At 60.9% G+C, this 13000-nt stretch carries 10 protein-coding genes; 4 read left to right on the top strand and 6 right to left on the bottom strand.

Annotation, left to right across the window (positions count from 1 at the left end; genetic code table 11):
* Nucleotides 1-37 precede the first annotated feature (37 nt).
* Complete coding sequence (locus AC3A5O_RS00220) at nucleotides 38-313, top strand: hypothetical protein (protein ID WP_240998474.1); 276 nt, start codon at nucleotides 38-40, stop codon at nucleotides 311-313.
* Nucleotides 314-321: 8 nt separating this feature from the next.
* The gene (locus AC3A5O_RS00215) at nucleotides 322-1146 is read left to right on the top strand and encodes a DUF4198 domain-containing protein (protein ID WP_305481632.1); all 825 of its coding nucleotides are present in this window, start codon (nucleotides 322-324) and stop codon (nucleotides 1144-1146) included.
* 715 nt (nucleotides 1147-1861) lie between these two features.
* On the opposite strand, the gene fabF is transcribed toward AC3A5O_RS00215, so the two are convergent.
* From fabF to AC3A5O_RS00200, 3 genes are read right to left on the bottom strand one after another with little or no spacing between them, the layout of a single operon-like run.
* A complete protein-coding gene (gene fabF / locus AC3A5O_RS00210; RefSeq protein WP_305467107.1) occupies nucleotides 1862-3154 on the bottom strand; it encodes a beta-ketoacyl-ACP synthase II in 1293 nt (430 codons plus the stop codon).
* A gap of 45 nt (nucleotides 3155-3199) precedes the next feature.
* Nucleotides 3200-6280, bottom strand: coding sequence for an efflux RND transporter permease subunit (locus AC3A5O_RS00205; protein WP_487752706.1), 3081 nt, complete (start codon nucleotides 6278-6280; stop codon nucleotides 3200-3202).
* Nucleotides 6277-7386: an efflux RND transporter periplasmic adaptor subunit gene (locus tag AC3A5O_RS00200; RefSeq protein ID WP_122567368.1), complete on the bottom strand. Its 1110-nt coding sequence runs from the start codon at nucleotides 7384-7386 to the stop codon at nucleotides 6277-6279. Before AC3A5O_RS00200 ends, AC3A5O_RS00205 begins: the two co-directional genes overlap by 4 nt.
* A 212-nt stretch (nucleotides 7387-7598) precedes the next feature.
* Here AC3A5O_RS00200 and AC3A5O_RS00195 point away from each other — a divergent pair, with 212 nt between their 5' ends.
* Complete coding sequence (locus AC3A5O_RS00195; protein ID WP_487752705.1) at nucleotides 7599-9059, top strand: efflux transporter outer membrane subunit; 1461 nt, start codon at nucleotides 7599-7601, stop codon at nucleotides 9057-9059.
* Nucleotides 9060-9119: 60 nt separating this feature from the next.
* Entirely contained in the window at nucleotides 9120-9905 is a 786-nt protein-coding gene (locus AC3A5O_RS00190) for an SDR family NAD(P)-dependent oxidoreductase (RefSeq protein WP_487752704.1), read from the top strand.
* 198 nt (nucleotides 9906-10103) lie between these two features.
* Here AC3A5O_RS00190 and AC3A5O_RS00185 read toward each other — a convergent pair whose 3' ends face one another.
* The 3 genes from AC3A5O_RS00185 to AC3A5O_RS00175 all read right to left on the bottom strand — a co-directional run bounded on the left by AC3A5O_RS00185 (nucleotide 10104) and on the right by AC3A5O_RS00175 (nucleotide 12950).
* Nucleotides 10104-11375: an OmpP1/FadL family transporter gene (locus tag AC3A5O_RS00185; RefSeq protein ID WP_305481637.1), complete on the bottom strand. Its 1272-nt coding sequence runs from the start codon at nucleotides 11373-11375 to the stop codon at nucleotides 10104-10106.
* Between the two features lie 44 nt (nucleotides 11376-11419).
* Nucleotides 11420-12232 carry a thioesterase family protein gene (locus AC3A5O_RS00180; protein ID WP_487752703.1) on the bottom strand — a complete coding sequence of 271 codons (813 nt, stop codon included), beginning with the start codon at nucleotides 12230-12232 and terminating at the stop codon, nucleotides 11420-11422.
* Nucleotides 12233-12329: 97 nt separating this feature from the next.
* Nucleotides 12330-12950 carry a TetR/AcrR family transcriptional regulator gene (locus AC3A5O_RS00175; RefSeq protein ID WP_122567364.1) on the bottom strand — a complete coding sequence of 207 codons (621 nt, stop codon included), beginning with the start codon at nucleotides 12948-12950 and terminating at the stop codon, nucleotides 12330-12332.
* Nucleotides 12951-13000 lie beyond the last annotated feature (50 nt).

Here is a 13000-nt window from a genome sequence, read left to right as displayed (position 1 = left end):
AGGTTCAATACTGCGAATACCGATGGCAGGCGCCTTGATGTTCAGCCAGGCAGCCTTCGCCCACGGCCCCGTTTTCGATTGCTACATCGAGGGCGATAACCGGGTGACGTGCGAGGCGGGCTTCACCGACGGCAGCTCGGCCGCCGGCAGGCAAATCCATGTCCAGGACCCGAGCAACAAGGTATTGCTCCAAGGCGAGGTCGACAAGGACAACACCTACACATTCCAGCCTCCCGCCGGGAGCTACTCCGTGGTGTTCTTCGGCGGAGCCGGCCATGAGATCACGATTCAGTCTTCCGACATTTCAAGGTGAAAACGACCATGACGTTCAAACGCAAACTGCTCCAGGCCCTGGCCGCGACCACATTCACTGGTTTGACCGGCGCTGCACAGGCCCATTTCCAGATGCTCTACCTTGAGGAAACGGCGCTGCAGCGCGCGGAAAAACTCGAGTTCGCGCTGGTGTTCACCCACCCCTTCTCCGGCGGCCCCACCATGACCATGGATGAACCTCGCGCCTTCAGCCACACCAGCGCCCACGGCGAGGAAAAAATCGATCTGCGCAAATACTTGCGCCCCGTCGAATGGCAGAGTCGCGACAACCGAACGAGGGCCTATCGTGCCTCGATTCCAAAGGAGTTGGTGCGTACATTGGGTGACCATATCTTCGTACTCGAACCCGAGCCCTACCTGGAAACCGAGGAAGACATCTACATCCAGCAGTTCACCAAGCTGATCGTGAACGTGGGCGGAGTCCCCAGCAACTGGGCAGAACCACAAGGGTTGCCGGTTGAGATCCAGCCATTGAACAAGCCTTATGCCAACTGGACGGGCGGTGTGTTCCGCGCCGTGGTACTGGCCGGCGGAAAACCTGTGCCGTTCGCCGAAATCGAAATCGAATACGTCAACCATTCCGTTGATCTCGAGAAAAACGCCTTCGGCGGACAAGATTACGTCACGGCCCCCCAAGCTTCATTCAAAGCCCAGAGTACCTACTCGGACGCCCAAGGCATCGTGACCATCGGCCTGCCCCGGGCCGGCTGGTGGGGCATTGCGGCGCTCGACATCGGCGCAACGAAAACCCACAAGGGCAAACCTCTGTCGCAAGACGCGGTGCTGTGGGTGCAGGTCAGGGACATGAAGTGACCCGATGCAGCGCCCCCCCAAAGCTCATGTTCGCGATGGCGGTGGTTTAGTCACATGGGTATTGGGCCTATCGGCCTCATCGCGGGCAAGCCCGCTCCCACAGGAAAGCCAGGCGTACATGAAACTTTGTGTCTACTGAAAATCCAGCGTGGGAGCGAGCTTGCTCGCGATAGCGGTGGTTCAGTCAATGAAGATGTTGGATGTGCCGGCCTCTTCGCGGGCAAGCCCGCTCCCACAGGAAAGCCAGGCGTACATGAAACTTTGTGTCTGCTGAAAATCCAGTGTGGGAGCGAGCTTGCTCGCGATGGCGGTGGTTCAGTCACAGGGATGCTGGGCTTGCAGGCCTCATCGCGAGCAGGCTCGCTCCCACAGGAGGAGCGCGGTCACCCAGAACCAGGTCGGCTATCAGGCCGCCTCGTGGAGGACGTTGATCTCGGGCGCCCCGTTAACCACGATGGCTGAACGAAGGTATTGCGCAGTGGGCAACCCGGCATGAATGCCGGGTTAGCCGCGCTGGGCCATGGATGGCCCTTCGCGGCGGGCCCACGGAGCAATGCCTTCGTTCAGGCATGCCGAGCCCTAGCGAGGCACCGAGTGGTGGGGCAAAAGCGCTTTGGTTACTTTCGCGCTTTTCGAAAGTGACCCGCTGTTAGAGCGGAACCATAAGCAGCCGTTACGCAAAAAACGGATATACACACCGCTCCCAAGCCCCCACTCAAACCACAGGCTCCCAACGTCGAAACAGCACACTGGCATTAACCCCACCAAACCCGAACCCATTGGAAAGCGCATGGGTCATCGGCATCTTCCTCGCCTCCAGGCCAACCAGATCAAGCCCCGCAGCCGCTTCATCAGGATGAACCAGATTCAGGGTAGGCGGAACGATCTGGTCCCGAAGCGCCAACACCGTAAAAATAGCCTCGATACCACCAGCCGCCCCCAACAGATGCCCGGTGGCGGACTTGGTGGAGGTGATCGCCACATCGGAATCGCGCCCGAACACCGAGCGAATCGCCGCCAGCTCACCGTTATCGCCAACTTGAGTCGACGTCGCATGGGCATTGATATGCTGCACATCGGCAGGGCTGACCGCGGCCTGGCGCAGCGCCTGCTCCATCGCGCGCCGGGCGCCGTTGCCGTCTTCCGGGCCTGCCGTCAGGTGGTAAGCATCGGCGCTGGTGCCATAACCCACCAGCTCCGCCAGGGGCTTGGCGCCACGTGCGAGGGCGTGCTCCAAGGACTCGATGACCAGCAACCCCGCCCCCTCGGCCATGACAAAGCCATCGCGATCACGATCGAACGGACGCGAGGCCTCTTGCGGGCGCTCGGCAAACCCAGTGGACAAGGCCCGAGCGGCGGCAAAACAGCCCAGGGTCACACGGTCTATCGCCGCTTCCGTCCCTCCGCATACGGCGATGTCGGCCTCGCCGCTCCTGATGAGCCTGGCCGCATCGCCAATGGCCTGCACCCCAGCCGCACAGGCGGTGACCGGCGCACCGAGCGGGCCTTTGAAACCGTGCCGAATGGACACCTGCCCGGCTGCCATGTTCGCCAGGAAGGCCGGTGCCGTGAACGGTGACAATCGGCGCGGACCACGGGCATCGGTGGTGCGCACGGCATCGGCAATCGTGCCAAAGCCACCCACGCCCGAGGAAATAATGGTCGCCGTCCGCTCCTGGTCTTGGGCATCGGTCGGTTGCCAGCCGGCCTGTTGCAACGCCTCTTCAGCCGCCACCAGCGCGAACTCGATGAAGCGGTCCATCTTCTTGCGATCCTTGGCCGGGATGGTGCGCTCCGGGTCATAACCGGCGGTGGCGTCCTCCTCCAGCGACGGCACCTGACCGCCCACGGCTACACCCGTCCCCTCGGTGATATCACCGGACAGCAGACGAATGCCCGAGCGCCCGGCCAACAACCGCTGCCAGACCTCTTCCACGCCACAGCCCAGCGGACCGACAATGCCAACGCCGGTGACGACGATGCGTTTTTGACCTTGGGAAGTCATCATTTCAAACCTCTTCGTTGCTCAATCGACGTTCATTAAAGTGCTGGCTTACGCCAACGGTGCTGCCGGGATGTGCGTTGGACGGTCGGGACGGATCTTGAACCAGATGGCATACATCGCCGGTAGGAACACCAGCGTCATGATGGTGCCGACGAACGTGCCGCCGATCAGTGTGTAGGCCAGCGTGCCCCAGAACACCGAGTGCGTCAGCGGAATAAAGGCCAGGATGGCCGCCAGCGCCGTCAGCAGCACCGGACGAGCCCGTTGCACCGTGGCTTCGATGACTGCGTGGAAGGGCTCCAGCCCCTCTTGCTTGTTGTGATGGATCTGCCCGATCAGGATCAGCGTGTTACGCATCAGGATGCCCGAGAGTGCAATCAGACCGACCAGGGCGTTGATCCCGAACGGCTGCTGGAAGATCAGCAGTGTCGGCACCACGCCAATCAGGCCCAGGGGCGCGGTGAGGAACACCATGATCATCGCCGAGATCGAACGCACCTGCACGATGATGATCAGCAGGGTCAGGGCCACCATGATCGGCACCAGCGGCACGATCGCCTTGCCGGCCTTGCCCGACTCCTCGATGGCGCCCGCCTGCTCGATCCGGTAGCCGCTCGGCAGGGTGTCGATGACCGGTTGCAGGGATTTGATGATTGCGCCCGAGACGTCCGGAGGCTGCAAGCCTTCGGCAATGTCGCCGCGTACGGTCATGGTCGGGGTGCGGTCACGCCGACGAAGAATCGGATCCTCCATGCGCACATCGACCTCACCCACCTGGGACAGAGGAATGCGCTGGCCCGCCGCACCCACCAAGGTAAAGCCCTCGATCCTGGCCGGATCGAGACGAATGTCACCGGCCGCACGACCAACCACCTGCACCGAACGGATGTCTTCGCGAACCGCCGTGATCGGCACCCCCGCCAGCAGGAACTGCAATTGCTGCGCAACGGCATTTGAGGTCAGGCCTACCGCCTGCAACCGATCCTGGTCCAGGGTGAAATGCAATGTCGGCGTCAGTGGTCCCCAGTCGGTATTGACGGTTCGCATCAGCGGGCTCGCTTGCATGATGCCTTGGACCTGCTCCGCGATCTCGCGCAGTTTCGACGGATCCGGCCCCATCACTCGGTAAGCAACCGGAAACGGCGAATACGGACCGAACACCAGTTGCGTCACCCGGATCCGCGCTTCCGGGGCAAGCCCCTCGGCCGCCGCCTCGCGGAGACGGAACTTGAGGGTCTCGCGTGCTTCCTGGCTGTCGGTCAACACCACGATCTTGGCGAACGATGGATCGGGCAGTTCCGGCGCCATCGCCAGGTAGAAGCGAGGCGCGCCCTGGCCGATGTAGGCCGTGACGATTTTCGCCTCGTCCTGTTTCTGCAACCAGGCCTCGACCTTGGCGGTGGCGGCGCTGGTCTGCTCGATGGAGGTTCCATAGGGCATTTGCACTTCGATCAGCACCTCCGGGCGGTCGGAGGTCGGGAAGAACTGTTTCTTGACCAGGCCCATGCCCAGAATCGCCACGACAAATGTCACCACCACCGTGCCGGCTACCCACCATTTGCGGGCGATGACGCGGGTCAGGACCTGGCGAAAACGATTGTAATGGCGAGTGTTGTAGATGGCGGCGTGGCCGCCCTCGACCTGCTTGATATCCGGCAACAGCTTCACCCCCAGGTAAGGGGTAAACGCCACCGCCACCACCCAGGAAGCGATCAGCGCAATGCCGACGATCCAGAACATGTTGCTGGTGTACTCACCGGCGGTCGATTGCGCGAAGCCGTTGGGCATGAATCCGATCGCCGTCACCAGCGTACCGGACAGCATCGGTGCGGCCGTGTGGCTCCAGGCATAAGCGGAAGCCTTGATCCGGTCGTAGCCCTCCTCCATCTTCACCACCATCATTTCGATGGCGATGATGGCGTCGTCCACCAACAACCCGAGCGCCAGGATCAGCGACCCAAGGGTGATGCGGTCAAAGTTCTTTCCGGTGGCCGCCATCACCACAAACACTATCGCCAGTGTCAACGGCACGGCGGCTGCGACCACAACACCTACACGCCAGCCCATGCTGAGAAAGCAAACGAGCATTACAACCAGCAGCGCGACAAAAAACTTGACCATGAACTCACCGACAGCCGAGTCGATGTTCACGGCTTGATCGGTGACCTTGGTCAACGTCATGCCCAGTGGCATGCCTTCATTTATCTTGGTCGTCTCCGCATCCAGGGCCTTGCCCAGGTCCAGGCCGTTCCAGCCTTCACGCATCACGACACCCAGCAACAGCGCTTCTTCGCCGTTATTGCGCACCAGGAACGTGGCCGGATCTTCATAACCGCGCTCGACGGTCGCCACATCCGAGAGCTTGAGGGTGCGGCCCTGAATCGCCAGGGGCGTGTCACGAATTTTCGCCAATTTATCGAAGGCGCCATCGACCCGGAGGAAGACCTGCGGTCCGTTGGTTTCGATCGATCCGGCGGGCGTGAGCGCGTTCTGGCTATTCAACGCCGCGAAGATGTCCTGGGGAGAAACGCCCAAGGTGGCCAGCCGATCATGGGAGAAGGAAATAAAGATGCGTTCGGCCCGCTCGCCGATGATGTTGACTTTTTTCACCCCTGCCACGTGCAACAGGCGCTGGCGCAACGCTTCGGCATCACGCACCAGTAGCCGCTGCGGCTCACCCTTGGCTTTCAGGGCGAACAGCGCGAACGTCACATCGGAAAACTCGTCATTGACCATCGGCCCAATGACGCCCGCCGGCAACTTGAGCGCCTCGTCCTGGAGTTTTTTGCGCGCCTGATAGAACTCCTCCTGCACCTGCGAAGGTGGCGTGCGATCGACCAGCGACACCATGGTGAAGGCCAGACCGGGACGGGTGTAGGTTTCCGTGCGGTCGTACCACTTCAGTTCCTGCAAGCGTTTTTCAAGAGGCTCGGCGACCTGATCCTGCATCTCCTGAGCAGTCGCGCCCGGCCATGCGGTGATGACGGTCAACTGCTTGACCGTGAACGGCGGGTCCTCGGCACGCCCCAACTGGAAGAACGCCAAGGTCCCCGCGACGGCAATCAGGAAAATCAGAAACACGGTAATGGAGCGCTCGCGCACGGCGAGTGCCGACAGGTTGAGGCTCATGGACGGCCCCCGGCAACCTTCACATCACCCGGTTGCGCCAGCCGCACTTCCTCACCTTCACGCAACAGATGGGCGCCGAGCCCGACAATACGCTCGCCAACATTGAGAGGGCCGGTGACTCGCGCGGCGTCGTCGCTCAGCCCCAGAACTTGCACAGGGCGCCAGGTGACTTTCGCCGGCTCGCCGTCAATGCCCCATACACCCGTACCATTGCCCGCGTCATAAATGGCGGCGATCGGCACTTGCAGCGTCTGCCGCTGCGCGGTGCCTTCGGCGATACGCAACGTGACGGTCGCTCCCAACGGTGCATTGGCCAACGCGCCCTCAAGCACATAGCGCGCCTCGAAGGTGCGCGTCACGCGGTCGGCCGAATCCGACAGCAACCTCAGTTTCGCGGTCACAGCCCCCCCGGTGGCGCCATAAAGCGTCGCCTGGGCGGTGGAGCCTGCGCCGGGCCGAAGGGTTTCGGGCAATTGCACAATGGCTTCGCGCTGCCCCGCCCGCGCCAGTCGAACCACGGTTTGCCCGGGACTGACGACTTGCCCGGGCTCGGCCAGCGTGTCCATCACTACACCGTCGGCATCGGCGAGCAGCACGGCATAGCCGGACGCGTTGCGGGCCACGTCAGCCTGCGCCTGCGCGGCGCTGAGTTGCGCCTTGGCGGTATCGGCGGCGGCTTTGATCTGGTCGTAGCCCGAGGCGGAAATGGCACCGGCAGCAACCAGGTCGCGATAACGCGCCTCGTCATCGGCGGTCTGTTTGGCTCGAGCTTTGGCGGCAGCGACAGCTTCTTGCTGCGCTCGTGCTTGCAACCCTAAATCGATGGGGTCGAGACGCATGAGCGGCTGACCACGCTTAACGGCCTGCCCAGTATCGACCAGACGCTCGAGCACCTTGCCCGACACCCGAAAGCCCAGGTCACTCTGGACACGCGCCGCCACGACGCCGGTAAAAGAGCGCGAGGCGTCGGACGAACCCTGGACTTCAGCGACCCGCACCAAGGGGGCAAGCGTGCGCGGATCTTTAGCGGTGGAAGAATCACCACACGCCGTCAGGACGAGCGGCAACAAGCAAGCGGCAAAGGTGACAGGTCGGAGCCGGCGCATAGGTTCCCTTTTTGGGCAGATGAGGACAGAAGCCGCATTTTCAGTCTCGTGACCATTACTGTCAATGGTCACAAAACAACTCATGCCTTACATCAAGACCATCTGCCCCTATCTCTTAACCTCGCCTACAGCTTCACCTGGTGAACGACCATTGACAGATAGTGACTACAATATAATATGGTCACAACCCCAACATGACTCCAGGAGTCCCAATGTCGCCCCTACGCCCCGCTATCTGGTTGGTGAGCCTCAGCTTGATGGCAGGCTGTACGGTCGGTCCGGATTACCATCGTCCGGACATCGCGCTCACCCATCGTTACCTGGGCCAGACGTCTGTCGAACAGAGGTCCGTCGCGACATCAGCCAACCTCGCCATGTGGTGGGAAGGGTTTGCCGATCCAGTGCTCAGCGAGCTGATTGCCAAGGCACTTGAGCAAAATCTGGACTTGGCGCAGGCATCGGCTCGCGTCACCCAGGCACGGGCTGGCCTGGGTGCCGCCAGTGCCGCGTTGTTGCCTTCCGCAAACATCAACGGCCAGGCTGCGCGTGCCTACCAATCCGTGGAAACGCCCCTTGGCCAGGTGCTGGACTCGACGCCTGGGTACGACCGCTACGGTAGCGCCTACGAACTCAACCTGGGCGCCAGTTGGGAGCTGGACCTCTTTGGCGGCATGCGCCGCGGACGCGAAGCGGCATTGGCTGAGTACCAGGCCAGCGAGGCCGGTGTCGCGGCCACACGCCTGGCCGTCGCTGCGCAGACCGCCGACCTCTACATCACTGCCCGTGGATTGCAGGCGCGGTTGGACATTGCCAACCGACAAGTCAGGACACAGCAGGATCTGTTGGAAAAAGTCCAGTTGCTCTACAGCAAGGGCCTCGCCGCCAACTATCAGGTTCATCAGGTCGAGGGCACCCTCTCGCAGGTCCAGGCGACGGTGCCCGTGCTGCAGACCGGCCTGGATGCGGCCATGAATGCCCTGGATGTCATGCTTGGCACGGCGCCCGGCACTCATCGCAGTCAACTGAAAAATGGACACGGCGTTCCTCTGGCGCCCCAGATAACCGCCATGGGAACCCCCGCCGATCTGCTGCGCCGCCGACCAGACCTGATCGTCGCCGAGCGCCGTCTCGTTGCCTCCAATGCGCGTATCGGCGAGGCCGTCGCCGAGTACTACCCGAAATTTTCCCTCAGCGCGTTGCTGGGCAGTGCCACGGCGGTTTCCGCCGGCAACCTTTTCACCGGTGATGCCAGCCAGGCAGCGGGCGCGCTGGGCTTGCGTTGGAGACTCTTCGACTTTGGCCGCATCAACGCGCAAATCGACCAGGCCAAGGGCAAGGAAGCCGAAGCGCTGGCGGCTTACCGCCAGTCCGTGCTGCGCGCCACCGAGGACGTCGAGAACGCGTTTTCCGCGCTGGTGAATCGAGAATCCCAGGCGAGCACCCTCACCCAGGGCGAAACGTCGTTGGCCCAAGCTCGCCAATCGTCATTCATTGGCTATCAGAAAGGCGCAGCCAGCCTGATCGATGTTTTGAATGCCGACGCGACCCTGTTGCAAGTCTCCGATGCCCGGGCGCAAGCACGCACGGAATCGGCACGGGCGGCAGTGGCGGCATTCAGGGCGCTGGGCGGTGGCTGGCAACCTTCCGAGCCCCAGTCGGTGGCGACTCGCTGACTAGACCAAACGCAACGTTGCTCCCCTCTCTTTCAGGTTGACTAACCCGAGACCAACGATATGAAACCTAACGAACGCTCTTGGGTGCTCATCACCGGCGCCTCAAGCGGATTTGGCGAAGAGTTTGCGCGGCAATACGCAGCACAGGGAAAATCACTCGTCCTGGTGGCGCGCCGATTGGATAGGCTCGAAGCATTGTCAGCGCAGTTGCGCGAACGTTTCCACGTTGATGTGCTCGTCGAACAAGTAGACCTGTCCTCGATCCCCGCGATCATCGAACTGCATGCGCGACTGAAAGAGCGCAATATCGTGATCGATGTGCTCATCAACAATGCAGGCCATGGCTTACAGGGGCCTTTCCTGGCTCAGTCCCTGGACCACTCGCTGGCGATGATCGCCGTGGACATTGCCAGCGTGACAGCCCTGACCCACCTCTTCGCAGCTGACATGCGAATCCGGCAACGTGGACACATCCTTATGGTCGCGAGCCTGTTGTCCTTTCAGGGCGTAAAGAACTTCGCCGTTTACTCTGCCGCAAAAGCCTACGTGCTGCGCTTCTCTGAAGCGCTTCATCGCGAACTCAAAAGCGATGGCATCGCCGTGACAGCCCTTTGCCCGGGCATGTCGGACACCGGATTTGCAGAAAGCGCCAGACAAAAAATCACACCGGTTTTGAAAAGGGTGATGATGCACCCCCAGCCTGTTGTGCGCGCAGGCATCCGCGCGCTGCAAGCCGGACGCATAAGCGTCGTTCCGGGGCTTGGCAACAAGGCAATCACCGTCTTGACCTGGGCCACGCCGCGCTGGTTTCACCAGGGCCTGATGGCACGCATCATGGGTGTCTGAGCGGGCGGAGAAACTACTTTACCCTGGAAACGTCAGGGCCGCATTTCCGAGGGGGGCGCTGCTTTTTTTGGGGTTGGATTGGGTACATATCCGTTGCTGCGGTAACGGATATGTACCCAATCCAATTGGTCGAAACTAACGTTCCACATCCTTAAGTGACAGCATTACCCTTCTCCCGACCTTTAGAGCGACAATCGATCAGAAGCGATAACTGACTGAAGTACCAAAACCGCTCGCGCTGTTCTTGTACTTAGCGCTGTAGGCACCTCTGGCCGGCGAGGTTTCGTTGACCCGTACGCTCTCTTCCCACAGATAAGAATAAGCAACATCGATCGTGACATCGTCCATTGGCGTCCAGCCGGCACCGAAGCTGACAATTTTTCGGTCGCCGGTAGGAATACGTGGCCCACGGTTGCTGTTGTTGGCGGGCGACTGGTCGACCGAGAAGCCTGCGCGCAGCACCCACTGATTATTCAACTGATACGACGTACCAATCGCGTGAGCCCACGTATCGTGCCAGTTCTGCTCTTCGGTAATGGTGCCCAGCGAGCCGCTCAATAAAGGCGGCAAGCCGCTGTTCTCGATGGTCAACTCCTTGAAGCGACTCCAGCGTGTCCAGGTACTGCCCGCATACAAGGTCCAATCATCGTCAAGCTGGTGAGTGACCGAGAGGTCCACGGACTCCGGGGTGTCCACATCCAGCGAAGCGTCATAGCTACGACCGCTGAGCCCTATCACGCTGAAGATGCCATTGCTGACCTTGGTCTTGGCATCCAAGTGGTAACTGACCTTGGAATGGTAGGTCAATCCCACACGGGTTCGATCCGTCGCCTGCACCAGGACACCGGCATTGAAACCGAGCGCGGTGTCGTCGCCGTTGCTTTTGAGTTTTCCGTCATTGCGGCCCGGGCTCAGTGGGTTGGGCACGGTGCCTGTTATCTCGCCACTGATACGGTTGATCGTCGGGCCGAACCCGATCGAAATCCGGTCATTGAAGGCGTAACTGATAGTGGGCTGGAACGTGAGTGTCGTGACCTCGCTTTTGTTGCCGTAGTAGCGCCCGGCAAAGTCGCTGCCGTAATCGGTAATCAGACCGAACGGCACATAGAAACCCACGCCGAACGCCCAATGTTCATCGATGGGCTTGACGTAGTAACCCATGGGCACCGTAGTCGTGGGCACGACGTCGCCGTCTTCCTGGCCGCCAAAGGTACTGCGGGTCTGGCTGATGTCATTCTTCGCGAAAAGCGTCGCTGCCCCCAGGCTGACCTGTTCTGATTTCAGGCGAGACATACCCGCGGGGTTACCGAAGACGGTACTTGCGTCCTCGGCCGACGATGAGCGACCGGCAAACCCGGACCCCATCCCGCTGACGCTCTGTTCATTGAGGGCAAAACCGCTCGCGAACACATGAGAAGTGGCGAACGCAACGGCGAGCCCCACGGGGGCCTTTAGCATTATTTTTTTCATTATTGGGACTCTGGGAACGGCTGTCTGGATAAGGCTTGTTTGTGCTAGGTAAAAATGGCCACCGTCTGACGCGCCCAAAGCACGCGGCGGCCGCTTTCGTCCCATATTTCCATGTCCTGTAGCGAGTACCCTTCCAGCGCCTGCTGACTGAAAGAGCTGACAAGAAACCATTCACCGGCAACGGCTGGCTGCGGCAGGTCAATCATCCAGGACGCGGAGCTGATGGCAGCGGGTTCGGTAAAGCAGGTCATCGCGGCCGGCGGCAAACTGTCAGCCAGCGCGATCAAGGCAACTGCCGGGTCTACGCCCTGGGCATCCAGATGACGTACCCACATCAATAGTTCAGGACTGTCAGCACCGGACACCGGCAGCGAACCGCCTGCAGGACGCATCTCGAAGTTATAGGCGCAAGCCGGAGCAATCTTGCTGTCCAGCGCCAGGGTGGCGTAGCGGGACGGTCCCTCCACAAACGGCCGGCCCCAGGCGTCATGAGTAATCCTGCTCGCCCGTGGCTGGGCGAACAGCAGAACCGAGCGCAAGGCAAGATCATCGCCTGACAGGCAGTCGACGGATACCGAAGTGACTGAGCGTCCTTGGCGCAACACGCTTACTGCGAAAGTCTGGGCCTGCGTCACCGGCGCGATGAACGACACCTGCGCGGACTTGAACGGAGGGAAATCCGCCGGACGTTCCCGCAAGACCGCCTGCAGCGACAGAGCCGCTGACAAGCCACCAAACATGGTACGACCCTGCAGCCAGTTGGGCGGAGCCACAAAGGCTGCGTCCGGATCGAATTGCTGCAGCAATTTGGCAAAGCTCGTCATACCGACGCCCCAGGCTAAGAGCAGATGCGCCATGCTTATTCATGTGACCATTTATGTCAACAGTCACAATCCAGATAAATAAAAGCGGCCATCAGGCCGCAAGAATAGAAATGTGAGTCGGTGAGCAAGCTTAAGGCATGAGGCTACGCAAGATGAGATTGCAGGTGAGCGTGGGAGCCTCCTCGACGTAATCGAGGTTGTACTGCAACAACAGGGGATTGACGAACGGCCGCAGCGCCAGATGGATCGCGTCGACGGTTTCGTCCAATGGTGTCTTGCGTTCGAACTCCCCAAGTTCCCGCCCTTCACGCACGATCTGCAGTACGAAGCTCTTGATCCGCTCGTTATAGACCTGCGAACTGGGCCAACGCTCCGACGCGGAAAATGCCGCAATGTCATAGAGCTTGCGGTCATTGAAAAACAGGTTCACGCCCGTGGTGATCAGGGCCTTGACCAGGCGGCGAAAGCGCTCCGTCGCTGAAAGGCCGTCTTCGCTGATGGCCTGTTCCACCGCCGCGACGATTTCGGCCAGGCACTGACTGCAGATGGCCTCGCCGATCGCCTGCTTGGAGTCGAAGAACTTGTAGATGTAGGCCTTGGAAAACCCGATGGCCTTGGCCAGGTCGGAGACCGTGGTCTTGCCATAACCGTATTGACTGAAATGCTCGTTGGCCGCCGCGACAATCTGGTTGCGAATGTCATGATCGGCTGGGCCGCGGGTACTGGGCGAAGGTAAGGATGGCTGGTTCATGGAGGCAGCTTACGCATCCTGAGGATAGTTGACAACTTGTGACCGCTCTG

The sequence above is a fragment of the Pseudomonas sp. Soil_N_39 genome, assembly GCF_057655955.1.
The sequence above is the reverse complement of the archived record's forward strand: the minus strand, read 5'-3'. Positions and strand labels throughout refer to the sequence as shown.

Coding starts and splice junctions, on each gene's coding strand:
- AC3A5O_RS00220 (WP_240998474.1), top strand. CDS start 38: ATGTTCAGCCAGGCAGCCTTCGCCCACGGCCCCGTTTTCGATTGCTAC.
- AC3A5O_RS00215 (WP_305481632.1), top strand. CDS start 322: ATGACGTTCAAACGCAAACTGCTCCAGGCCCTGGCCGCGACCACATTC.
- fabF (WP_305467107.1), bottom strand. CDS start 3,154: ATGATGACTTCCCAAGGTCAAAAACGCATCGTCGTCACCGGCGTTGGC.
- AC3A5O_RS00205 (WP_487752706.1), bottom strand. CDS start 6,280: ATGAGCCTCAACCTGTCGGCACTCGCCGTGCGCGAGCGCTCCATTACC.
- AC3A5O_RS00200 (WP_122567368.1), bottom strand. CDS start 7,386: ATGCGCCGGCTCCGACCTGTCACCTTTGCCGCTTGCTTGTTGCCGCTC.
- AC3A5O_RS00195 (WP_487752705.1), top strand. CDS start 7,599: ATGTCGCCCCTACGCCCCGCTATCTGGTTGGTGAGCCTCAGCTTGATG.
- AC3A5O_RS00190 (WP_487752704.1), top strand. CDS start 9,120: ATGAAACCTAACGAACGCTCTTGGGTGCTCATCACCGGCGCCTCAAGC.
- AC3A5O_RS00185 (WP_305481637.1), bottom strand. CDS start 11,375: ATGAAAAAAATAATGCTAAAGGCCCCCGTGGGGCTCGCCGTTGCGTTC.
- AC3A5O_RS00180 (WP_487752703.1), bottom strand. CDS start 12,232: ATGGCGCATCTGCTCTTAGCCTGGGGCGTCGGTATGACGAGCTTTGCC.
- AC3A5O_RS00175 (WP_122567364.1), bottom strand. CDS start 12,950: ATGAACCAGCCATCCTTACCTTCGCCCAGTACCCGCGGCCCAGCCGAT.